Genomic DNA, 21,510 nt, shown 5'->3' on the forward strand with positions numbered 1-21,510 from the left:
CGTCATGGCTTGACCTCGGTCCACCCCGGGCCGGGATCGAACGAGCGGATCGCCCGGGCCCTTGCCGCACTGTCCGGACCGAGGTCGCGCTCGTAGACGCGGCCGTCATGGCTCACGATGAAGCTCTTGATGCCGGTATCTCCATACCGGAGCGGCCACGCGATCACGGCAAACCCGCCAAAGAGCTTGCCATCGACGACATAGTCATACTTCCCGCCCGGCGCGTGCGAACCCTGCGACGTCAGCAGCCGGTAGTGATAGCCATGGTAGCCCCCGCCCGGCGCGCTGCGATGCTCGGCGCTGAGGAAGGCGGGGCCAAGCGGGCTTTCCGGTTCGCCGGGTCGCGTTGGCCAGTACAGGCCATCGTGCTTGCCGGGCGAGCTGACCAGCTTCGATGCGTACACCGTCACGCCGCGGTCCTGGCGCATCAGCTGCGCATATTCGGCCTGCGCGTCGCGCACGGCGAGCAAGGTCTGCATCACCGCCAGTTCGTTGCGGCCGATGCGGCGCAGGCGCATCTCCTCGACACCGGCGCGCGTGTCGAAATGCCAGCCCTTTGCAGTCTTCACCAGCGGAACCGGCATGGTCCAGCCGTCATTGCCCGCGGCAATGCGGGCGCGGTCGGGCCCGTCGGGGCGAATCGCGTGCGACTGGTGCCAGGCTTCCAGGAACTTGTAGCGGATCTCGGCGCCGACCGGCGGGATCAGGTCGGTATAGCGGGCGCCGAGCAGCGACTTCATCGCCGCGTCGTCGCTGGTGGCAACCGCTTCGCCGAATGCGTTCATTGCCGCCTCGGGCGTAGCGAAACTCTTTTGTGCCTGGGCCGGCGTCGTTGCCAGGGCAAGCAGCAGCCCCCCGAGGGACAACGCCCTGCGGCAGGGCCAGGCCAGGCCCGATCGTTGCGTGCGCTGCATGTCGCTATCCCCCGCTCAACGCCGTCCGCCACGGCCGCCACCGCCACCGCGGCCACCGCCGCCGCCGAAGCCACCGCCACCGCGGCCACCGCCACCACTGAAGCCGCCGCCACCGCCGCCGCGCTGCCCGCCACCGTCGCGGAACGAGGCCTGCTGCGTGCTGGCGCGGCCCCGATCCAAGTCACGCTGCGCGGTCGCACCTCCGCCGCCTACGCCCTGGAACGCGTTGTCGCGACCACCGCCAGCGGCCCGGTCCGAAGCGCGAGCCCGGTCAGACGCCCCGGCGCGATCGGACACGCCGGCGCGATCGCCCGCTCCCCCACGATTGCCAGCCCTGTCCGCGCCGCCGCGATCGCCAACACCGCCGCGATCCCCAACGCCACCACGGTCGCCAACGCCGCCACGGTCACCGCGATCGCCGCCGAGGTCACCGCGCCCGCCGCGATCCCCGCCGGCCATGCGGTCCGACACGCCGCCCGCGCCTTCACGGCCGCGGAATTCGTTGCGGCGGTTGGCGGCAGCCGCATCGCGCCCGCCAAACCTCTCGCTCGTCGCGTTATCCCGGTACGCCACCCCTTTGCGGTGCGAGGCGTCGTGCTGCCATTTCCCTCCGCCCTGCACCTTGGTGCGGTCGAAATTGCGGTCGATATTCGCGGCCTTGTTGACGTTGATGTTGACGTCGCCTCCGCCCCAGTTGCAGTTGCCGAAAATGGCGCCCGCAGCGGCCAGGCCGACGCCCCAGGCAAAGCCGGTCATCAGCGCGGCACCAGGATAGTATGCGGGGTAAGGCGGCCAGTAATACGGCGGGTAGGCCGGATAGCTCCAGGCACCGTACACCACCGTCGGGTTGTAGGCCGGTACGTAGATGACTTCCGGGTTCGCCGGCTCGATCCTCACGATGGTTTGCGCCGGCGGTGCCGCCTGCGCTGACTGCGACGGCGGCGGCGCTGGCGCAGGTTCGACAATGACCTTCTGCTGCTCGTTCGACTTGAGATTGCCCGATTGCTGCGCGCGCGCCCGCAACCGCTGCACGGCGTCGAGCACTTCCTTCTCCTGGCCAATGAACGCGTCGCCCAGCTTCTGCGTCCAGTCGAGCTTGTCGCTCATCGGCTCCAGCACCTGCGGGAAAGCCACCAGCGACTTGACGCTGACATCCCAGGACTGGCTCTCGACCGCCTTCAGCGCTGCATCGCCCTTCACCTTGGGATTGGCCTTGACCCAGCGGGCCGCCTGCACGATCTCGAGCGGATAGGTGGAGGCCATCAGCACCTGCGACAGCACTGAATCGGGATAGAGCGCGATGGGGGCGACCAGCGCCTCCAGTTCTTCCGGCTTGAACGGTGCCGGCTGGGCTGGCGCATTCTGCGCATGGGCATTCAGTGCCAGCCATGCCAGGCCGGCGCACAGGCAGGCGCCGACACGGCGCCAAAGACGCATTCCCCGCCCCTCCATGGCCGTCTCCCTTGCCCCGTCGCCGGGCGCCGTGCGGGGCTCAACATTCTGGCCTGCCGTCCGCGCGCTGTCCGCGCCAGGCCAGAAAAAGGTAATCAGCGATCACGACGTATTGCCCTGTCAAACTATAGGTGCCGGTGTCGCCTCCAGAGTTGAAAAATTTGGGAAAGTGAAATAGGAAAAACTTTTGTCGCCCGCGGCCTGGAGAACGGGTCCAATACGCGTGGTTATTGCTATTGTGAGGATTGTTGGCGCGTACGCCAGCACCAGGTGCCGCATGACACAGGCCGGGCCGCCGTACGCCTTGCCGCCTCTCCCGATGCTCGAACCCAATGGAGGAGAACCATGGCCAAGCATAAAGACAAGCGCCACGACAAGGGCAGGGAGCAGTCCGAGGCGGATACCGAGCCGCCCCGCCCGCGCGATGACGCCGAGGACCGGCAGGACGAAGCGCGCGAGGCGCCGCGCGAACGCATGTCCGAGAAGGCCTACCAGAAGGAGCTTCGGCCCCTGCATGGCGAGCTGGTCAAGCTGCAGCAATGGGTGCAGGCCAGCGGCACCAAGGTCTGCGTGGTGTTTGAAGGCCGCGACGGCGCCGGCAAGGGTGGCGCCATCAAGGCCATCACTGAACGCGTGAGCCCGCGCGTGTTCCGCGTGGTCGCGCTCCCGGCCCCGACCGAGCGCGAAAAGAGCCAGATGTACGTGCAGCGATATCTGCCGCACCTGCCAGCGGCTGGCGAGATCGTCATCTTCGACCGCAGCTGGTACAACCGTGCCGGCGTCGAGCGCGTGATGGGGTTCTGCAGCGAGACCCAGGCCGAAGAGTTCCTGCGGGCCGTCCCGCTGGTGGAGCGGGCCATCGTCCATTCCGGCATCATCCTGATCAAGTACTGGCTGGAGGTCAGCCCGGAAGAGCAGACCCGCCGCCTGAAGGGACGCATCCACGACGACCGCAAGACCTGGAAGCTCACCGACATGGATCTGCGCTCGTACAGCCGCTGGTACGACTATTCCCGCGCGCGCGACGCCATGTTCGCTGCGTCCGACAGCGACTTCGCGCCGTGGTTTGTGGCCGATTCCAACGACAAGCGGCGGGCGCGGCTGAATATCATCCGGCACATGCTGGACCAGATCCCGTACCAGCAGGTCGAGCGCAAGCCGGTCAAGCTGCCCGCCCGGCAAAAGGCGCACGGATACCAGGAGCCCGACTACCCCTACCGGTATGTGGAATCGCGCTACTAGGCCAGGGTAGCCAGCGCTGGCCTAGTCCCGCAGCCTGCGCGACTTCCAGTCGCCGCTCTTTTCCTTGCAGTACCAGCCGGTCCAGCTCTCGGACACGCCGGCACGGCGAAACTCGCTGTAAAGCTGCCGGCACCGGTCGCCATGGTCCTGCCGGGAACGCAGCGGCGTGAACGCACCTTCGACCTTGCGCTCGCGCGCGTCAGGCGGCAGCGTGAACGCAACGCGCGCGCCGTCGGCGCCCTGCTCCAGCGTCCGGCGGAAGACGTCGTTCAGCACGTCGAACTGCTTCTGCGTCAGCGTGCCGACAACGGTGCCGGCTAGGTAGTGATCAAAGTAGGCAATGGCCGTCCCTGCCGGCGCAAGCCCGGCAAGGCATGCGCCGGCGCATGCCAGCGCGTGCAAGACCCGGAATCGGCGCTTCATGTCGGCTCCTTCGACGTGGTGCCGTGGCGAACGTGGCGTGCGACCCGCAAGCGCTGGCGCCGGCCGGGAACGGCATCAGTCTTCCTTGCCAAGGTAATCATCGACCGCGCTACCCACGGTGGGGTGGAACTTGTCGCCGAACGCTTCCATCAGCTCGAAGCGCTTGAGCTTGTCCCGCACCGGATCCTTCATCTCGGCGAAATGCAGGTCGATGCCGCGCTCGCGCAGACAGCCGCTCAGCTCGCGCAGCATGTCGGCCGACGTGACGTCGACACTGGTCACCGGCTCGGCGGCAACCACGACGCGGCGCACGGGCGTCGGCGAGGCGTCGATCGCTTCCATCAGCCGTTCCTGGAACAACTCGGCGTTGGCAAAGAACAGCGGCGCGTCCCAGCGGAACAGCACCAGTCCGTCGATGCGCCTGGCCTCCGGATAGCGCCCGGTATCGTGGTACCCGCGCAGCCCCTCCACTTTCCCCAGCACGGCATAGTGCGGCCGCCAGCCATCCCAGAGGAATTCGATCACGGCGATGACCACGGCCAGGAAGATTCCCTGAATGGTGCCGAACACGGCCACCGCGGCGAAGCACACCATCGACAGCCAGAACTCCCACTGCTGGATGCGGTAGATGCGCTTCAGGTCGGAGAACTCGAACAGGCCGATGGCCGCGGCGATCACCACTGCGGCCAGTGCGCTGCTCGGCAGGTATTGCAGCAGGTTGGGCGCGAACATCAGCAGCATGGCCACGGCCAGCGCACCGACCACGCCGGTGACCTGGGTCTTGGAGCCGGCGGCTTCGGCCACCGGCGTGCGCGAGGCGCTGCTGCTGACCGGAAAGCCCTGGAACAGTCCCGCGGCCAGGTTGGCGGCACCCAGCCCCACCATCTCCTGATTCGGGTCCACGCGGGTATTGGTTCGTGCGGCATAGGTGCGCGACAGCACGCTGGTGTCCGCGAAGGCGATCAGCGCAACCGCACATCCCCCCAGCACGATCTTCATCACGTCGGCGCCGTCCAGCCACGGCAGGACAAAGGCAGGAAGCCCCTGCGGTGTCTTGCCCAGCACCTTCACGCCATGCTGGTCCAGGCCGAACATGCTGACCGCGAGCGTGGCGAGGATCACCGCGATCAGGATGCCCGGCACGCGCTCGAAGCGCTTCAGCGCCAGGATCAGCGCCAGGCTGCCGGCACCGACGGCAAAGCTGTACCAGTTGGTCTGCCCGTCCAGGATGGCGCTGCCCAGCGCAACCATTTCCCGCAGCGGCCCGGCATCCTCGACCGGAATGGCGAACAGCTTGGGCAACTGGCTCACCAGCACGGTCAGGGCGATGCCGTTCATATAGCCGTAGCGGATCGGCTTGGACAATAGCTCGGCGACGAAGCCGAGGCGAAGCAGCCCCATCACGATACAGAACACGCCGGAGACGACGGCCATCATGCTGGCCACCAGCACAGCGCGCGCCGGATCGCCGCCGGCAACCTGCAGGACCACGGCCAGGATCGGCGCGGCCAATGCCGAGTCCGGACCCAGCACCAGGATCCGGCTCGGCCCGAACAAGGCGTAGACCAGCAGCGGGACCATGGTGGCGTAGAGCCCGTAGACACCGGGCACGCCGGAGGCCTCGGCGTAGGCGATGCCGACCGGCATCAGCATGGTGGTCAGCACCAGCCCCGCCGCCAGGTCGCGCGACAACCAGTCCGGCCGATAGGACTTCAGCATCTGGACGCCTGGAAGCCAGCGCAGCCACCCGGCGGCCTTGCCGGCGTCGCGTCCTGCCAGGGGCGTCAGTTTCCGGGATTCCATGGGCAGCCTTCTCATGCGTCACACCTCGACTATAGGCGTTGGCGGCACGGTCTTGCCATGCAGCGGGCGTGGTGACATGCCGGCGGCGCCAGGGCGCGAGCAGCTGCCACGGCCAGCGCCCCCTCGTTTTCCCGCACTGTCCCTGAATGCAAAAGCGTTGTCCCGGAAAGCCAAACCAGAGACCGCCAATCTTGGATACTTCGCGGGTCGCAACCAATCTGCGCCCACCGCCCGCATGAGCACTGTCTTCCCCTGCTGGCGTTGCCGTGCACTACTGGAAGAGCTTTCATGATCGGGCAACCCACTACCCATCGCGTAATTGCAACGCCCTCGGGCAAGGCATCGCCATCCGGCCTGTACGGCTGGATTGTCTTTGCCCTGAGCTTTGGCCTGCTGCTGTCGGACTACATGTCCCGCCAGGTACTGAACGCGGTATTCCCGCTGCTGAAGGCCGAGTGGTCGCTGAGTGACACCGAACTTGGTGCACTGGGCGGCATCGTGGCCCTGATGGTCGGCTTGCTGACGTTCCCGCTGTCTATCCTGGCGGACCGCTGGGGCCGGGTCAGGAGCCTGGTGCTGATGGCGGCGCTATGGAGCCTGGCCACGCTGGGCTGCGCACTGGCGAATGGCTTCGGGCAGATGTTCATCGCACGCCTGTGCGTGGGTATCGGCGAGGCGGCCTACGGCAGCGTCGGCATCGCCGTGGTGCTGTCGGTATTCCCGCGCCACCTGCGGGCGAGCCTGAGTTCGGCCTTTATCGCCGGCGGCGCGTTCGGCTCGGTGCTGGGCATGGCGCTGGGCGGTGCGTTGTCGGCCCATTTCGGCTGGCGCTGGGCCTTTGCCGGCATGGCGCTGTTCGGGCTGGTGCTGGTGGCGGTGTTCCGCCTGATCGTGACCGAACCGCGGCTGCAGGCCCGGCGCAAGGCGCTGGGCGAGGACACCGAGACCGCATCGCGCGAGCCCGCCATGGCCCTGCGTGCGCTGCTCGCCGCCCTGTTCTCGGCGCGCTCGATCCTCTGCGCCTATGTCGGCAGCGCCATGCAACTGCTGGTGATGGGCGCCCTGATCACCTGGATGCCGAGCTACCTGGCGCGCTACTACGGCATGGCGACGGATCGCGCCGGCGCGGTCGCGGCGGGCTTCGTGCTGGCAGGCGGCATCGGCATGGTGCTGTGCGGGGCGATGACCGACTGGATCGCCCGCCACGCGCCGCGCCGCAAGTGGGTGGTCGCGGTGGCCTACAGCCTGACCTGCTGCATCCTGCTGTCGGCGGCGTTCCGGCTGCCCGCGGGCGGCCTGCAACTGGCGCTGATCGGTGCGGGCATGCTGTTTGTCGGCGGCGCCGCCGGCCCCGCCAGCGCCGCCGTCGCCAACCTGACGCGCCCGGCCATCCACGCCACCGCCTTTGCCACGCTGACGCTGGCCAACAACCTGCTGGGCCTGGCGCCCGGGCCCTTCGTCACCGGCCTGCTCGCCGACCACATCGGCCTGCGCGGCGCATTGCAGTGGGTGCCGCTGGCATCGCTGGTTGCCGCCGCCGCCTTCCTTGCCGGCCGCCGCTATTACGCAGGCGACCTGCGCCGCCTGGAGTGCCGGCACGATGCTGCCGCTCCCGCTACTTCTCACTGACCTGAAACCATGAGCCTTTCCCCTGACACCACCGTGCTGCTGGTACCCGGCCTGCGCGACCACGTTGCCGAGCACTGGCAGACCCTGCTCCAGGCGCAGTTGCCCAACGCACGCTCGGTGCCGCCGCTGGAGCACGACAAGCTCAGCCGCGATGCCCGCGTCGCCGCGCTGGACGCCGCCCTGGCCGGGATCGACGGCCCGGTCGTGCTGGTCGCGCATAGCGCCGGCGTCATGATCACCGCGCACTGGGCCGCACAACACCGCCGCGAGATCCGCGGCGCACTGCTGGCCACGCCCGCCGACCTCGAATCCCCCATGCCGGCGGGCTACCCGGACATCGCCACGCTGGCGCAGCACGGCTGGCTGCCGATTCCCAGGAGTCCCCTGCCCTTCCCGACCATCCTCGCCGCCAGCCGCAACGATCCGCTGGCGACCTACCAGCGCGCCGCGGAAATGGCCGGCGACTGGGGCAGCAGGCTGGTCGACCTGGGCGAAGTCGGCCACCTCAATCCCGCCGCGGGCTACGGCCCATGGCCGCGCGCGACCGCGTTGATTGACGAGTTGCTGCGCGCCGGCTGACCCAGCGCATTGATTTGCAGTACCCGGCAATACCAAAGCAGACGGAAATATCCGCATCTCAACAACCAAAGGAAACAAGTGGAGAAGAATCCATGAAGATCAGGACCCTGGCTGCGGCCGCGGCGCTAGCCTGCTCGGGCAGCGCCCTCGCGCAGTCATCGACCGTCACGCTGTATGGCGTGGTGGACATCAACGTCGAATACGCCAACCATGTTGGCGCGGTGCCAGTGGCGGGCAACCAGTTCAACCGCGGCCCCGCAAACGACGTCTACCGCATGAACTCGGGCGGCATCTCCGGCTCGCGCTGGGGCATGCGCGGCACCGAGGATCTCGGCGGTGGCCTGAAAGGGCTGTTCGTGCTGGAAAGCGGCTTTAACCTCGATACCGGCACGATGCAGCAAAGCAACCGCCTGTTCGGCCGCCAGGCCTTTGTCGGCCTGCAGAAGGCAGGCATCGGCCAGATCAGCCTGGGCCGCCAGTACACCTCGATGTTCGAGGCGCTGGCGAACTTCTCGCCGGCCGCCTATGCCACCCAGTACGAGCCGGTGGTGCTGCAGTCCGGCCCGAACTTCCGCGCCGACAACACCGTCAAGTACACCGGCCAGTTCGGCCCGGTCACGGCGCTGGCGCACTGGTCCTTCGGCACCGGCCTGGCCCTGCCTGCGACCGTGGGTATCGCCACGCCGATCGGCGGCAACGGCGAAGTGCCCGGGCAGTTCCGGCGCGACACCGCCTGGGGCGCCGCGGTGGCCTACCAGGGCGGTCCGTTTGGCGTGACCTTCGGCTACGACCAGTGGAACCCGACCATCGGCACGAGCAACGGCGAGGTCAAGAAGGCCGTGGTCGGCGCGAGCTATTCGTATGGCCCGGCAAAGATCATGGGCGGCTATCGCTGGGGCCAGAACAAGAACGCGGCGGACGTGGTGATCCAGCGCGACGATTTCTACTGGATCGGCGGCACCTACCAGGTCACCCCGGCCATCGGCCTGACGCTCGAATACGCCTACGACAACGTCAAGACCCTGTACGGCGATACCCATGTCCCCAACCCGTGGCAGGTCGCCTTCATCGCCAACTACGCCTTCTCCAAGCGTACCGACGTGTACCTGACCACGGCCTACGCCAAGAACGCCGGCCTGATGCTGGAATCGCTGGCCACGGCCTACGCCAACAGCCTGTCGCTGGGCAACAGCTACGCGCTGGCCAACGGACAAAGCAACATGTTCGGCGCGGCAGTGGGCATCCGCCACAAGTTCTGACAACGCGTCTCGCGGCATCGATCCTGCAACCGATGCTCTTTGCGGCCGCCCGGGTTCCGGGACGGCCGCTTTTTTTTTGACGGTGGAACTTGACGATGGAAATGCAGCGCGCGCCTTGCGCGCGCCGCCTATCGGCGCAGGAAGCCGTGGACGATGCCGGCCGCGTGCTCCGGCCCGGTCACCAGGAAGAGGTGGCCATCATCGACCATGCGCAGCGTCGAGTCAGGAATGCGGGCGGCCAGGATCCTGGCATTGACCGCGGGAACGATCGGATCGTCTGTGCCGTGCATGACCAGCGTAGGCTGGCGCAGCGCGCCCAGCCACGGCAGGCTGCTCCAGCCCCATGCCGCGAGCAGCTGGTAGAGATAGCCGCGGCCGGGCGGCGGCTGCATGTGCCGGCCGTGTTCGTCGAGCAGGGAAGGATCGTGGCGGAAAGCGCCGCCGTAGAGGTCGGCGCCGACGCGGCGGAGGTATTGCGGATCGGTATAGCGGCGCACGCCGATCATCCTGGCGAGTACCGACAGGCGACCCGGCACCATGATCACGCCGGGCGACGTGGCCGCCAGCACCAGGCGCCGGCACCGCGACGCATAAAGACGGGCGAACTCCTGCGCCAGCGCCCCACCCCACGACACGCCCAGCGCATCGACCTGGCCCGTATAGCCAAGGTGCGACAGCAGGCGGTCGGCCAGCACGCATAGACTGGAAAAGCGGTACGGCACCATCGGCGCGGGCGAGCCGCCGGCGCCGGGAACGTCGAAAAGAATGACTTCGATGCCCGGGAGGGCATCGACAAAGGGGGCGAGCAGTTCGAGATTGGCGCCGATGCCGTTGAAGATCAGCAGCGGCGGCCCGGTATCGCTGCCGGGCCGGATGCCGGCCCGCACGACCTGGCCGTCCAGGTCGACGGTCAGCACCTGCAGCGTTTGGCCGGCATGCGTGCCGGCGTCTGTTGTTGTCATCAGCTTGTCCTGGAGAGTGCACACGGGCATGGCCGGCGCGCGGCCATGCCCGTCGCAATTTATTGCTTCGGGCGCAGAATCCCCTTCACCTCCTCCACATTCTCGGCGAGGCGGCGTCCGACCACGGTAATGCTGTCTGCCTGCGCCTTGTACAGCGTGTCGGTCAGGCCGCGCACGCCGGCAACCGCCTTCTGCAGCGAGCGCGGCAGCGCTTCCGCCAGCTTCGCGGGGGCCTTGCCATCGGCAGCCTGGCCGCCGCGCGACAACGCCTGCAGGTCGGCGGCGGCGTCGCACAGGAACTCGGCCTGCTGGCGTACCAGCGATTGCAGGCCTCCCAGCAGCATGACGTTGACGCTGGCAAGCGCCTCGATGTCCTTGCGGCGCGATTCCAGGACCGCGGCCGGGTCCAGGCGGTTGTTGCGCACGAAGTCGAACAGCTTCTTGTGCGGGGCCTGCGCGGCCGATGCGCCTGCGGTATTGGTCGATTCCATATTGCTTTCTCCTGACAGTTGGTTGGGAATTCAGATTGCGTTGTTGCGGTGTTGCGATGTTGAGGCGTCACGCCAGGCGCTACGCCTCGGTCACATAGCGGCCCGGCGCTTCGCCGCAGGGGGCGAAACGCAGGCTGCCAGGCGCAGCGGGCGCATTGCGCTTCGGGCCGGAGCGCTTCTTCAGCCACTGGGTCCAGTGCGCCCACCACGAGCCCTGCTCGGCGGTCGCGCCATCCAGCCAGGTCTCGGGCTCCGCATCGGGCGTGCCGTTGCAGAAATACTTCGCCTTGGGATTGCCCGGCGGATTGACCAGGCTTTGCACGTGGCCGCTGGAACTCAGCACGAACTCGGTGCGCCCGCCGAACGCTTGCGCCGAGCGGTACACCGCCTTCCACGGCGTGATGTGGTCGGTCATGCCAGCCAGCACGTACTTGTCGCAGTCCACGTCGGACAGCGAAATGGCGTGGCCGAGCACCTGCAGCGCGCCCGGCGTGGCCAGCTGGTTCAACGTCAGCATGTCCAGGAACTGGCCATGCAGGCCGGCCGGCAGGCGCGTGGTGTCGTTGTTCCAGTAGAGGACGTCGAACGCGGGCGGCGCATTGCCAAGCAGGTAGTTGTTGACCCAGTAATTCCACACCAGGTCGTTGGGGCGCAGCCACGCAAAGACCCGGCCCAGCGTCTCGCCGTCGAGCACGCCGCGCGACGCGCTGCCGTGCCGCGCCGCCGTGACCGCCTCGGGCGTGCTGAACAGCCCGAGTTGCGACTCGGCATCGAGGCCGAACACCGCCACCATCAGCGTGACGGCATGCACCAGCTTCTCGCCGCTGGCTGCGCAATAGCCCAGCAGCGCCGCCATCGTCATCGCACCGGAGCAGGCACCATGCAGGTTGACATCGGCACTGCCGGTGATATCGCGTATCACATGGATCGCTTCGACCAGCGCGCCGACATAGGTATCGAGATTCCAGTCGCGCTGCGCCGCCGTGGGATTGCGCCAGCTGACCACGAAGACCTGGAGCCCCTGGCTCAGCATGTACTCAACCATGCTCTTGCCCCGCGCAAGGTCGAATACGTAGAACTTGTTGACCTGCGGCGGCACGATCAGCTGGGGCCGGGCATGCACTTTCGCGGTGGTCGGGGCGTACTGGATCAGCTCCAGCACTTCATTGCGGAACACCACCGCGCCAGGCGTGGTGGCCAGGTTCGTGCCGACGCTGAATGCGTCCTTGTCGACCTGCGCGGGCATGCCGCCGTTGGTCAGGACATCGCTGGCCAGGTTGAACATGCCGCTGACCAGGTTCATGCCGCACGACTCGAAGGTCTTGCGCAGCGCCGCCGGGTTGCCCGCCAGGGTGTTGGTCGGCGCCAGTGCGTCGGCCAGCAGCGACATGAAGTATTGCGCGCGATGCTTGCTGCGCGGATCCATCACCGAACGCCGCACCGTGCCCTCGAGCGCGTCGCGCCAGGCCTGGTAGCCCTGCAGCGACATCCGGAACAGCGGAAGGTCGCGCCAGGCGTCGTCGCTGAATCTGCGGTCGCGTGCCGACGGCATCGGTGCCGAGCCGTCCAGCACGCTGACCAGGTCATGGGTGAGCTGCGCCTGCTGCTCGAGCACCAGCACCGGCTCCTGCACGCACTGTGCGCCGATCTGCCGGGCGGCCGTGATGAAATCCTCGGGACGGATCCCGACAAAGGGATTGGGTCCTGCCAGAAAATCGGTTGGCGCCTCCATGTTGGCTGTACTTGTCATTCTGCTTCTCCTGTCTCTTGCTTTCCTGCTTCTGCTATTGCTGCTTCTTCACGCCATGACAAGCGCCAGGGCTTCGGCCACCATGGCCGGCTTGGCTTCGCCCTCGATTTCCATCGTGTTTTCCGTGCGCAACAGCACGCGGCCGTCGCCCTTGCTGTCGGCTGACATCAGCCGGACGCGATTGCGCACGCGTGCCCCGGCCTTGACCGGCGCCAGGAAGCGCGTCTTCTCCACGCCATAGTTGACCGCGGCGCGCGCATCCGCAGGCACCACGCCCATGTCGACCAGCTTTCCTGCCAGCAGCGACAGCGTCAGATAGCCGTGCGCGATGGTGCCGCCGAACGGGCTCTCCCGGCGCGCGCGCTCCACGTCCACGTGGATCCACTGCTGGTCCCCGGTGCATTGCGCGAATGCATCGATACGCGCCTGGTCCACTTCCATCCACGCCGACACGCCGAGTTCCTTGCCGACGAATGCGCCGAGCGTGCTCATGCTGTAGCCTTCAATTGCCATATGTTTCCTTGCTTACCGTGGTTATCCGTGCATACCGACCGTTTCGGACGCACGCTTGTCTGTCTGTCGCATCGTAGGGGCGCGGCGCGCAAAGACAGCTACCAAAACCGGCCCAATTGCTGACAATGCTTGCCTGCTTTGCAGGGCCGTGGCATGGCGCGCGTGCAATGCGCAGCCGCGGGCGCACGGAATGGCAGGATTTGTCAGTCAGGCGGCCGGCATTGCCAGCCCGGTGCGGCGCCGCAGGAAGCGGAATTTGCTGGATTGGGGGTGCGGCGGAGGGACTCGGTGCGGCCAGTCAGAAGAAGTGCTGTCGGCCAGCATCGCCTTCTTGGCGCGACGAAGCGAAGGGGCCGTGCTCAGTAAACTTTCTGCCAATCGTCCAGGTGGCGTTTGATGGCACCTTTCAGATCTCGATGGCTTGAAGTCACTTCGACGAGATGAACTTGAGGAAAGCGCTACAGACGATCTCGCACGCCAAGCTGTTCGAGCAGCCACTGGACGAATGCGCTGACCTTGTGCAAATGCGCTTCGTTCTGCCGGAAAGAAAGGAAATGGGTCTCACGCGCAACGTGCTCGAACTCTTCCTCGCCCAGTGCAATCAGGTCGCCCTTTGACAGCTCCCGCTCTGCCAGCCGGATGCTCTCCAAAGCGATGCCCATGCCATCGACCGCTGCAGAGATGGCAAGCGCCCCCCGGTCGAATGACGCCCGCGGTCGCGTCGGGCAGACCATGCCGTTAGCACCAAACCAATCTGCCCAGGTCACCCGGCTCAGTTGCGAATCAATCAGCGGAAGCTTTTCCATCTGAGTGCGCAAGGACTCCTTTGCATCGAGCAGCGAAGGCGAACATAGCGGGAGGATGCGCTCCATTCCCAAGGGACGAACGATAAGGCCCGCGCGGGAATGCGCCGAACCGTACGTAATGGCAACGTCCACTTCGCGGGCGCGCGTCAGGTCGATCGCTTCGGCCCCCGACGACAGCCGGATCGTGATGTCGCCATGCGTCTGCATGAACTGCGGCAACCGAGGACCGAGCCATTTCACGGCAAAACTGGGCGCGCAGTAGACCGCAAGCACTTGCGATTGAGGCGCGAGCGCGACCTCATTGCAAGCGGCCTCGATCACATCGAAAACACGCGACAGGCTTTCCTGCAGGCGCTTGCCTTCCGGTGTCAGCTCAACGCGGCGCGTGCGCCGGTCAAAAAGCCTTCGTCCGAAGTACTCCTCCAATTCCTTGACCTGGTGGCTGATCGCCGATTGCGTCAGGCAAAGCTCCTTGGCGGCGAGCGTGAAGCTCTCCAGTCGTGCTGCAGCCTCGAAGGCGCGAAGCAGCACAAAGTTTGGAACACGTCTCATCGCAGAGCTTTATACATGAGTGTGGTTCATGCTTTCATGAACACCCATCGTTTGTCAATCAACTTCCTCGCGACGACTATGAAGGCGTACCGCAGGCGTCCCGCCATGAAACGCGCGTCTTGCGAACACCAACCAGTCCTTACACATTTCTACCGAGGAGTCGACATGGCAGCAGTACTTGAGCGCGCCCCGCAGGTCTTCAACGACACGGAGCGCACCTCCATCTACCAGCCGGAACAGATGGGGCTGATCTATCCCTGCGTTCCGACATTTGCCACGCCCGCCGAAGCGCGGCAGCATCGCAAGGAGCGCCTGGTCGCGGCCTGCCGCGCCTTTGCGCTGGAAGGTTTCGACTACGGCTTCGCCGGCCACCTGACGGTGCGCGACCCCGAGCATCCGGAGTTGTACTGGACCAACCCGATGGCGGTTCACTTTGCACAGGTGAATATCTCGAACCTCATCTGCGCCGACCACGAGGGCCGTGTGGTCGAAGGCGACTATGCCATCAATCGCGCCGGCTTCGTGCTGCACGCCGCGGTGCACGAGATGCACCAGGACATCGTTGCCATGTGCCACGCGCACACCGAGTACGGCACGGCGTTTGCCTCGCTGGGCAAGGGACTGGACCCGATCACGCAGGACGCAGCGGCCTTCTACGAGGATCACGTGGTGATCGGCGACGAGGCCGGCAAGGTTGCCGTCGAAGTCAAAGGCGGCCACAAGGTGGCCAACGCCTTCAAGGGCGTCAAGGCGGCGATTCACCAGAATCACGGCCTGCTCACGGCGAGCCGCCACAGCATTGAAGCGGCGGCCTTCTGGTTCATCGCCCTGGAACGTTGCTGCAAGCAGCAACTGATGATCGAGGCGACGGGCATCACGCCCCGCCTGGTAACGCCCGAGCGCGCCCGCTACAGCCGCGAGCACGTCGGCAGCGACTACATCGGCTGGCTGCATTTCCAGCCGATCTGGGACCACCTGCGCGTGACCCAGCCAGACATGTTCGATTAAGCACCGGCATCGCACGCCGGGTCCGCGTCCGCGCGGACTCGGCAACCGGCCCCAACCCACCGTGGCGCAATGCCAGGGCCGGCTTCCCTCCAGATCGATAAATACAGCCCCAAGGAGACACCCCATGCAAACCACAACCACCGTGGTGACGCCTTACGTCGCCACCGAATCGGCTACCTATGCAAAGGTCATGTGGCGGTTATTGCCGTTCCTGTTCCTCTGCTATATGTGCGCGTACCTTGACCGCATCAATGTCGGCTACGCCAAGCTGCAGATGATGCAGGACCTTGGCCTAAGCGACGCGATCTATGGGCTTGGGGCGGGCATCTTCTTTGTCGGCTACCTTCTGTTCGAAGTGCCCAGCAACCTGATCCTGCTGCGCGTGGGCGCGCGACGCTGGATCGCACGCATCATGGTGACCTGGGGCCTGATCTCCGCGGCCATGATGTTCGTGAAGAGCCCGACAAGCTTCTACATCATGCGCTTCCTGCTAGGCGTGGCGGAAGCGGGCTTCATCCCGGCAATTCTGCTTTACCTGACCTACTGGTTTCCGGCATCGCGCCGAAGCAAGGTCACCGCGCTGTTTCTGACCGGCATTCCGATGTCCGGCGTCATCGGCGGCCCGCTGTCTGGCTGGATCATGAGCGCCATGCACGGCTCGCACGGCATGGCTGGATGGCAATGGCTCTTCTTGCTCGAGGGTATTCCCACGGTGCTCGTCGGCGTCATGGCCTACTTCTACCTGGATGACAAGGTCGCGGATGCCAGATGGCTCAGTGCCGAGCAGCGCACGATGATCGAGAAGAACCTTGCAGCGGAAAGCAAAGGGCATGCGCTGCATTCCATACGGGACGGCCTGACCAACCCCCGCATCCTGCTGCTCAGCCTGATCTATTTCTTCTTCACCATGGGGCTATATGGGGTGAGCTTCTGGCTGCCGACCATCGTCAAGGCCAGTGGCGTCTCGGATCCCCTCGACATTGGCTTGCTATCCGCAATTCCTTATGCCGCGGCGACCGCCGCGATGATTCTGGTCGGCCAAAGTTCGGATACCCGCGGTGAGCGTCGCTGGCATCTGGCCCTGCCCGGGGCAATCGGTGCGCTCGGCCTGTGCGTCAGTGTGGCATACGCAACCAATACGGCCGTGGCAATGCTGGCACTGACGATCGGCACGATGGGGATCATGACCACCATCTCGCAGTTCTGGACGCTGCCCCCGGCGATTCTCGGCGGCGCGGCCGCTGCAGCGGGTATCGCGCTGGCGAATTCCGTGGGCAGCATCTCCGGTGTCATCAGCCCCTACCTTATCGGCTGGGTGCAAACGAACACCGGCACGACGGGCAACGGCGTGCTGGTACTGGCTGGAAGCCTGGTGATCGGCGGCCTGCTGGTGTTCACGGTGCCCGCGCGCCTCGTAAATATCGGCAGGCGGGACAACCGGTAACGCTGGCGCCCCCCTGACTATGCCGTCTGGCGCGTGTCGCCCAGATACTCGTCCAGGCGGCTGGCCAGGTTTTCCCTGGCGCGGGTGGTGTGCAGATCAGTCAGTTCGGCGGCACGGGCGGGATCGCCCGCGGCAATGGCCTCCGCAATCGCTTCGTGTTCGTCCCAGATGGTTTTGCGTTGCTGCGCCGAGGATTGCAGAACGGCTCCCATGGCCCGCCGCAGATGCACCCAGTAGTTCTGGGCGCTCTGCTCCAGGAATGGATTGCCTGCCGCGCGGTAAATGGCGTGATGGAAGGCCATATCCGCATCGATCATGGCTTTCACATCCTTGCCCTGCGCCGCGCGACGGCCGTTCGCAATGATTTTTGGATCGACCTTGAAATGCCGCTGTGCCGCCAGCCGCGCAGCCAGCGCGTCCAGCGAACCGCGGATTTCATACAGATGCCCGATCGAGACCGCGTCGAGCGGCGTGACCAGTACCCCGCGGCCAGGCGCGTCCTGAACGAAACCATCCTTCTTGAGGATCCTCAGCGCCTGGATGACCGGGGAACGCGACACCTGCATCTGCTCGGCGATTTCCTCTTGCGTGAGGCGGGTTCCGGGTGCCAGCGTGCCATCGCTGATGGCATCAAGAAGCATCTTGTACACCTCATCCACAAAGTCGGGACGGGATTGAATCTTTGGAAAAGTGGTTGCCATGGCATTGCCCTTTGCACTCTGTATTCAGTGCATTCTGGTTGAACGGCGCTCTCCATGCAATGCCATCGTGCTGGCTTCCAACAACCTCCTTGACTTTGCGAAGCCTTGGCACCAACAATCTGAACTCTGAATACAGAGTTCAGATTTCAAAGTATAGTAATCGACAGGAACAGACCCATGAACGTTTTCTACGAGAAAGATGCTGATATGTCACTTCTGCGCGATCAACAGGTCGCCGTGATCGGATATGGCTCCCAGGGCCATGCCCATGCCCTGAACCTGAAGGACAGCGGCATCAACGTTGTGGTCGGGCTGCGCGAGGGGGGCGAGTCCTGGAGAAAAGCAGCCTCTGCAGGCCTGCAGGTCGCCACGATGGAGAAAGCGGCCGCCGCCGCTGACCTTGTCATTCTTCTCATCCCCGACGAGACCATTGGCAAGGTCTATCGGGAGGTCATCGAGCCGGCCATGCGCCCTGGCGCCACGCTGGCATTCGCGCACGGCTTCAACATCCACTATGGGCAGGTGATACCGCGCACGGACCTCGATGTCGTCATGATCGCGCCCAAGGCGCCGGGTCACACGGTACGCGCGACATACGCGGAAGGCGGCGGCGTCCCGGGCCTGATCGCCGTCGCGCAAGACCGCTCCGGCCGCGCGCGGGATATCGCTCTGGCCTATGCCGCGGCCATCGGCTGCGGGCGTTCTGGCGTAATCGAAACCAATTTCCGGGAGGAGACCGAGACCGATCTCTTCGGTGAACAGGCGGTGCTGTGCGGCGGTACGGTGGAGTTGATCAAGGCCGGATTCGATACGCTGGTAGAAGCGGGCTATGCCCCGGAGATGGCCTACTTCGAGTGCCTGCACGAACTCAAGCTGATCGTCGACCTGATCTACGAAGGCGGCATCGGCACGATGAACTACGGCATTTCCAACAACGCCGAGTTTGGTGAATACCTGACCGGCCCGCGCATCGTCACCGATGACACCCGTGCCGCCATGAAGGCCGTGCTCGCATCAATTCAATCGGGCGAGTACGCAAAATCATTCATCCTCGAGAGCCACGCCGGAGGCCCGACTCTGCAATCCCGCCGGCGGCTGACGGCAGCGCATCCGATCGAGGTCGTTGGCGAAAAGCTGCGCGAGATGATGCCGTGGATTCGCAAGTCTGCCATGGTCGACAAAGCCAGGAACTGATCACTCAATAAGGGCCCCGGTTCAACGTATACCCCAACTTACACGGCGAAACCACGCCACTAAACTCTGTATACAGAGTTCAGAACTCAGTAGTCAAAGATAGTCCGAAACCCACAGGAGACTTACCATGCCCACCACACCTTTCGACAAGCATGACGCCGGCAAGACCACGGGAGGCAATGCCGCCAACACCCCCGTCGTCAAGAAGCTGATCCCCTTCGGCGGCTACTACACCAACCGTGTGCCCGACCACGACCCGGAACTGACCGAAACCGGCCCCGGGACACCGATGGGCGAATACATGCGCCGCTTCTGGCATCCGGTCTGCATGTCGATGGAGCTGACCGACACGCCGCGCTTCCTGAAGATCCTCAACGAGGAACTGGTCGCATTCCGCGACGGCAGCGGCCGCGTGGGCTTGCTGCATGCGCATTGCTGCCATCGCGGCGCATCGCTCGAATATGGCGCGATCCAGGAACGCGGCATCAAGTGCTGCTACCACGGCATGGTGTTCGATGTCGACGGCGCCTGCCTGCATGTGCCCTTCCCCGAAGGCGAGGAGAAGGAAGCGGAGAAATACGCCTGCTCGATCCGCCAGGGCGCGTACAAGGCCATCGAGCGCAACGGCCTGGTGTTCGCTTACATGGGTCCGCCCGAAGAAGAGCCGCCGTTCCCGGAGTGGGAGCAGGACTTCACGGTGCTGCCGACGGATGAGCTGGTGGCCTACAGCAACTTCCAGCACTGCAACTGGCTCCAGGTGCAGGACAACGCCGCCGACAACTTCCACCCGACCGCGCTGCACGCCGCGAAGAACGTGGTGGGTGGCAAGTTCCAGAGCACGACCTTCGACGAGGTCGGCGCCGCATCGATGGAAGTCGCGCCCGACATGCAGTTCATTCCCGTCCACGGCGGCCGCGGCCTGGCCTGCGCCGGCGCGCGCCGCGTGGACAAGGACAAGATGTTCCTGCGCATCCAGCACCAGGTGCTGCCCAATCTCAGCCTGCACGCGTACACATCGGAGGACGGCTCGCAGAAGAAGCTGTTCAGCCGGTTCCACATCATCCGCTGGACGGTGCCCGTCGACGACGAGAACAGCAAGATGATCGGCTGGCGCGTGATGGGGCCTGGCATCGACACGCGCGGCGTGGGCGACAAACGCCTGGTCGGCTACGAGAGCATCGACTTTCTTGACGGCCAGGTCGCGATGCGCCGCCCTGAACGCTTCGGCAAGTACACGCTCGAGGACATGCCGCCGATTCCGTCGAACCACCGCGAACGCGAGAACTACAAGAATGCGCAGTATGCCCCGGGCGACTATGAAGCCATCATCAGCCAGCGTCCGATCGCGGTGCATTCCCTGGAAAATCCGACCAAGTTCGACGCTGGCCTGTTTGCCTTCCGCAAGATGCTGCGCGATGCCGTGCGCGGCAACAACGCCGCCGCCGCGGCCCAGGGCTTTGCGGAATGGCTGCGAGCGGTCAACGGCGCCCCGAACAGCTACTGCTCGGGCAACGTCTTCGAGCTGCCTCAGGCCGACACGATGGAGCAAGAGGTCGCCAACCGGCGCCTGCTGGCGCGCAAGGCGGTCGCCATCCTGACCGAGGCCGACAGTCTCAAAGGCGAGGCTCGCGCGGCGTTCGTCAAGGCGAAGTTCGATGAACTGGAGCAAAGCCTCAAGGCTTGAACGAGCCGTTGACTGAAATCGCCGGGCGGCACTGAACCGCCCGGCAGGTGTACCTGGAGACTTGAGGTTCCACATGAACGCCCCCACCAATGAGCGCGAAGCGCTGACCCACCTTGAACTGGTCCTCCGGCAGGTTCGCATGGAAGCCGCCGGGATCAATTCTTTCGAGTTCGTTGATCCCGACGGGAACGAGCTGCCCGCCTTCACACCCGGCGCTCACATCGATGTTCACATCGCCCCGGGTGTCATCCGGCAATACTCGCTGTGCAACAGTCCTGAAGAACGCCATCGCTATGTCGTGGCTGTCCTGCGCGATGAGTCTGGACGCGGCGGATCCCGCGGAATGCACGAAACCCTGCGTGTTCCCAACCGGGTCAGGGTGGGCGTGCCTCGCAACAATTTCCCGCTCGCCGAGGGCGCAAGGAAGGTCATCCTGATCGCCGGTGGCATCGGTGTCACCCCGCTTAAAGCCATGGTTCACCAGCTCGAGGCCGAGTGCAGGGATTATGCGTTGCACTATTGCGCCAAAGGCCCCGAGTACGCCGCCTTTGAAGCCGAGCTGCGGGGCATGGCGAGGACTGGCACGGTCCAATGCCACTTTGACGGTGGCAATCCAAAGAACGGTCTGGATATTGCGAAGCTGCTCGAACACCCAGAGCCCGATACCCATGTCTACTATTGTGGGCCCGGCGGCTTTATGGAGGCCTGCAAGCAGGCTGCGGCGCACTGGCCGCCGGCTTCCGTACATTGCGAACACTTCAAGGCCCCGGTGCAAAAGGCGCCCAGTGAAGGCAGTCCTCCCATGGAAGGCTATGCAGTCGAACTGGCTCGCTCGGGCCTGACGCTGACTGTCGCACCGGACCAGAACCTGGCCGAAGTTCTCCAGCAAGCCGGTGCGCCCGTAGAGACTTCGTGCCAATCCGGCCTGTGTGGCACTTGCAAGGTGCGGCATCTTTCAGGTGAAGTCGACCACCAGGACTTCATCCTGGATGATGGCGAGCGTGAAAGCTTTATGACGCCATGCGTGTCACGAGGTTGCGGCGGCACCCTTGTCCTGGATCTGTAGTCATGTTCGACGGAGCCCGGCCATGCGAAGCGACAGCA

The 21,510-nt window shown here is 65.3% G+C and carries 19 protein-coding genes; 9 read left to right on the top strand and 10 right to left on the bottom strand.

Annotated elements, in window-relative coordinates; genetic code table 11:
* Positions 1–2: 2 nt before the first annotated feature.
* The gene (locus tag J8I82_RS05750) at positions 3–914 is read right to left on the bottom strand and encodes a DUF2950 domain-containing protein (protein WP_209755230.1); all 912 of its coding nucleotides are present in this window, start codon (positions 912–914) and stop codon (positions 3–5) included.
* Between the two features lie 15 nt (positions 915–929).
* Positions 930–2,351, bottom strand: coding sequence for a DUF3300 domain-containing protein (locus J8I82_RS05755; RefSeq protein WP_245179466.1), 1,422 nt, complete (start codon positions 2,349–2,351; stop codon positions 930–932).
* Between the two features lie 489 nt (positions 2,352–2,840).
* Here J8I82_RS05755 and ppk2 point away from each other — a divergent pair, with 489 nt between their 5' ends.
* Positions 2,841–3,608 carry a polyphosphate kinase 2 gene (gene ppk2, locus J8I82_RS05760; protein WP_431831531.1) on the top strand — a complete coding sequence of 256 codons (768 nt, stop codon included), beginning with the start codon at positions 2,841–2,843 and terminating at the stop codon, positions 3,606–3,608.
* A gap of 21 nt (positions 3,609–3,629) precedes the next feature.
* Here ppk2 and J8I82_RS05765 read toward each other — a convergent pair whose 3' ends face one another.
* Together J8I82_RS05765 and J8I82_RS05770 are read right to left on the bottom strand one after the other, a co-directional pair.
* The gene (locus J8I82_RS05765) at positions 3,630–4,031 is read right to left on the bottom strand and encodes a hypothetical protein (RefSeq protein WP_209755237.1); all 402 of its coding nucleotides are present in this window, start codon (positions 4,029–4,031) and stop codon (positions 3,630–3,632) included.
* A gap of 75 nt (positions 4,032–4,106) precedes the next feature.
* Entirely contained in the window at positions 4,107–5,834 is a 1,728-nt protein-coding gene (locus J8I82_RS05770) for a SulP family inorganic anion transporter (protein ID WP_209755239.1), read from the bottom strand.
* 288 nt (positions 5,835–6,122) lie between these two features.
* Here J8I82_RS05770 and J8I82_RS05775 point away from each other — a divergent pair, with 288 nt between their 5' ends.
* The 3 genes from J8I82_RS05775 (at position 6,123) to J8I82_RS05785 (ending at position 9,301) form a co-directional block, all read left to right on the top strand.
* Positions 6,123–7,463 (top strand): MFS transporter, encoded by a 1,341-nt coding sequence (locus J8I82_RS05775; RefSeq protein ID WP_209755241.1) that lies wholly within the window; start codon positions 6,123–6,125, stop codon positions 7,461–7,463.
* Positions 7,464–7,472: 9 nt separating this feature from the next.
* Positions 7,473–8,042: an RBBP9/YdeN family alpha/beta hydrolase gene (locus tag J8I82_RS05780; RefSeq protein WP_209755243.1), complete on the top strand. Its 570-nt coding sequence runs from the start codon at positions 7,473–7,475 to the stop codon at positions 8,040–8,042.
* A gap of 92 nt (positions 8,043–8,134) precedes the next feature.
* On the top strand, positions 8,135–9,301 hold the full coding sequence (locus J8I82_RS05785) for a porin (protein WP_209755245.1): 1,167 nt from the start codon (positions 8,135–8,137) through the stop codon (positions 9,299–9,301).
* 128 nt (positions 9,302–9,429) lie between these two features.
* On the opposite strand, the gene phaZ is transcribed toward J8I82_RS05785, so the two are convergent.
* The 5 genes from phaZ to J8I82_RS05810 form a co-directional block, all read right to left on the bottom strand.
* On the bottom strand, positions 9,430–10,263 hold the full coding sequence (gene phaZ, locus J8I82_RS05790) for a poly(3-hydroxyalkanoate) depolymerase (RefSeq protein ID WP_209755247.1): 834 nt from the start codon (positions 10,261–10,263) through the stop codon (positions 9,430–9,432).
* A gap of 59 nt (positions 10,264–10,322) precedes the next feature.
* Positions 10,323–10,754, bottom strand: coding sequence for a phasin family protein (locus J8I82_RS05795; RefSeq protein ID WP_209755249.1), 432 nt, complete (start codon positions 10,752–10,754; stop codon positions 10,323–10,325).
* Positions 10,755–10,833: 79 nt separating this feature from the next.
* Positions 10,834–12,504: an alpha/beta fold hydrolase gene (locus tag J8I82_RS05800; RefSeq protein WP_209755251.1), complete on the bottom strand. Its 1,671-nt coding sequence runs from the start codon at positions 12,502–12,504 to the stop codon at positions 10,834–10,836.
* A gap of 48 nt (positions 12,505–12,552) precedes the next feature.
* On the bottom strand, positions 12,553–13,017 hold the full coding sequence (locus J8I82_RS05805) for a MaoC family dehydratase (protein ID WP_209755254.1): 465 nt from the start codon (positions 13,015–13,017) through the stop codon (positions 12,553–12,555).
* 458 nt (positions 13,018–13,475) lie between these two features.
* Positions 13,476–14,375, bottom strand: a complete 900-nt coding sequence (locus J8I82_RS05810; protein WP_209755256.1) for a LysR substrate-binding domain-containing protein — start codon at positions 14,373–14,375, stop codon at positions 13,476–13,478.
* 165 nt (positions 14,376–14,540) lie between these two features.
* Here J8I82_RS05810 and J8I82_RS05815 point away from each other — a divergent pair, with 165 nt between their 5' ends.
* Both J8I82_RS05815 and J8I82_RS05820 read left to right on the top strand, forming a co-directional pair.
* On the top strand, positions 14,541–15,383 hold the full coding sequence (locus J8I82_RS05815) for a class II aldolase/adducin family protein (protein ID WP_209755258.1): 843 nt from the start codon (positions 14,541–14,543) through the stop codon (positions 15,381–15,383).
* Between the two features lie 124 nt (positions 15,384–15,507).
* Positions 15,508–16,827 (top strand): MFS transporter, encoded by a 1,320-nt coding sequence (locus tag J8I82_RS05820; RefSeq protein ID WP_209755577.1) that lies wholly within the window; start codon positions 15,508–15,510, stop codon positions 16,825–16,827.
* A 17-nt stretch (positions 16,828–16,844) separates the two neighbouring features.
* On the opposite strand, the gene J8I82_RS05825 is transcribed toward J8I82_RS05820, so the two are convergent.
* Entirely contained in the window at positions 16,845–17,528 is a 684-nt protein-coding gene (locus J8I82_RS05825; protein WP_209755260.1) for a GntR family transcriptional regulator, read from the bottom strand.
* A gap of 177 nt (positions 17,529–17,705) precedes the next feature.
* Between J8I82_RS05825 and ilvC the strand changes: the two genes are divergently transcribed.
* From ilvC to J8I82_RS05840, 3 genes are all read left to right on the top strand, one after another.
* On the top strand, positions 17,706–18,722 hold the full coding sequence (gene ilvC / locus J8I82_RS05830) for a ketol-acid reductoisomerase (protein WP_209755263.1): 1,017 nt from the start codon (positions 17,706–17,708) through the stop codon (positions 18,720–18,722).
* Between the two features lie 127 nt (positions 18,723–18,849).
* A complete protein-coding gene (locus J8I82_RS05835) occupies positions 18,850–20,406 on the top strand; it encodes a Rieske 2Fe-2S domain-containing protein (RefSeq protein ID WP_209755265.1) in 1,557 nt (518 codons plus the stop codon).
* 73 nt (positions 20,407–20,479) lie between these two features.
* The gene (locus J8I82_RS05840) at positions 20,480–21,472 is read left to right on the top strand and encodes a PDR/VanB family oxidoreductase (RefSeq protein WP_209755267.1); all 993 of its coding nucleotides are present in this window, start codon (positions 20,480–20,482) and stop codon (positions 21,470–21,472) included.
* The last annotated feature ends 38 nt before the right edge of the window (positions 21,473–21,510 follow it).

The organism is Cupriavidus consociatus (assembly GCF_017814975.1).
Classification (GTDB): Bacteria; Pseudomonadota; Gammaproteobacteria; order Burkholderiales; family Burkholderiaceae; genus Cupriavidus; species Cupriavidus consociatus.

What these genes read in the sequence shown, in the direction of transcription:
- J8I82_RS05825 (WP_209755260.1), bottom strand. Translation starts at nt 17,528, where the DNA reads ATGGCAACCACTTTTCCAAAGATTCAATCCCGTCCCGACTTTGTGGAT.
- J8I82_RS05810 (WP_209755256.1), bottom strand. Translation starts at nt 14,375, where the DNA reads ATGAGACGTGTTCCAAACTTTGTGCTGCTTCGCGCCTTCGAGGCTGCA.
- J8I82_RS05795 (WP_209755249.1), bottom strand. Translation starts at nt 10,754, where the DNA reads ATGGAATCGACCAATACCGCAGGCGCATCGGCCGCGCAGGCCCCGCAC.
- J8I82_RS05840 (WP_209755267.1), top strand. Translation starts at nt 20,480, where the DNA reads ATGAACGCCCCCACCAATGAGCGCGAAGCGCTGACCCACCTTGAACTG.
- J8I82_RS05815 (WP_209755258.1), top strand. Translation starts at nt 14,541, where the DNA reads ATGGCAGCAGTACTTGAGCGCGCCCCGCAGGTCTTCAACGACACGGAG.
- J8I82_RS05775 (WP_209755241.1), top strand. Translation starts at nt 6,123, where the DNA reads ATGATCGGGCAACCCACTACCCATCGCGTAATTGCAACGCCCTCGGGC.
- J8I82_RS05835 (WP_209755265.1), top strand. Translation starts at nt 18,850, where the DNA reads ATGCCCACCACACCTTTCGACAAGCATGACGCCGGCAAGACCACGGGA.
- J8I82_RS05750 (WP_209755230.1), bottom strand. Translation starts at nt 914, where the DNA reads ATGCAGCGCACGCAACGATCGGGCCTGGCCTGGCCCTGCCGCAGGGCG.
- J8I82_RS05755 (WP_245179466.1), bottom strand. Translation starts at nt 2,351, where the DNA reads ATGCGTCTTTGGCGCCGTGTCGGCGCCTGCCTGTGCGCCGGCCTGGCA.
- J8I82_RS05770 (WP_209755239.1), bottom strand. Translation starts at nt 5,834, where the DNA reads ATGGAATCCCGGAAACTGACGCCCCTGGCAGGACGCGACGCCGGCAAG.
- J8I82_RS05800 (WP_209755251.1), bottom strand. Translation starts at nt 12,504, where the DNA reads ATGACAAGTACAGCCAACATGGAGGCGCCAACCGATTTTCTGGCAGGA.
- J8I82_RS05765 (WP_209755237.1), bottom strand. Translation starts at nt 4,031, where the DNA reads ATGAAGCGCCGATTCCGGGTCTTGCACGCGCTGGCATGCGCCGGCGCA.
- J8I82_RS05780 (WP_209755243.1), top strand. Translation starts at nt 7,473, where the DNA reads ATGAGCCTTTCCCCTGACACCACCGTGCTGCTGGTACCCGGCCTGCGC.
- ppk2 (WP_431831531.1), top strand. Translation starts at nt 2,841, where the DNA reads ATGTCCGAGAAGGCCTACCAGAAGGAGCTTCGGCCCCTGCATGGCGAG.
- ilvC (WP_209755263.1), top strand. Translation starts at nt 17,706, where the DNA reads ATGAACGTTTTCTACGAGAAAGATGCTGATATGTCACTTCTGCGCGAT.
- J8I82_RS05820 (WP_209755577.1), top strand. Translation starts at nt 15,508, where the DNA reads ATGCAAACCACAACCACCGTGGTGACGCCTTACGTCGCCACCGAATCG.
- phaZ (WP_209755247.1), bottom strand. Translation starts at nt 10,263, where the DNA reads ATGACAACAACAGACGCCGGCACGCATGCCGGCCAAACGCTGCAGGTG.
- J8I82_RS05785 (WP_209755245.1), top strand. Translation starts at nt 8,135, where the DNA reads ATGAAGATCAGGACCCTGGCTGCGGCCGCGGCGCTAGCCTGCTCGGGC.
- J8I82_RS05805 (WP_209755254.1), bottom strand. Translation starts at nt 13,017, where the DNA reads ATGGCAATTGAAGGCTACAGCATGAGCACGCTCGGCGCATTCGTCGGC.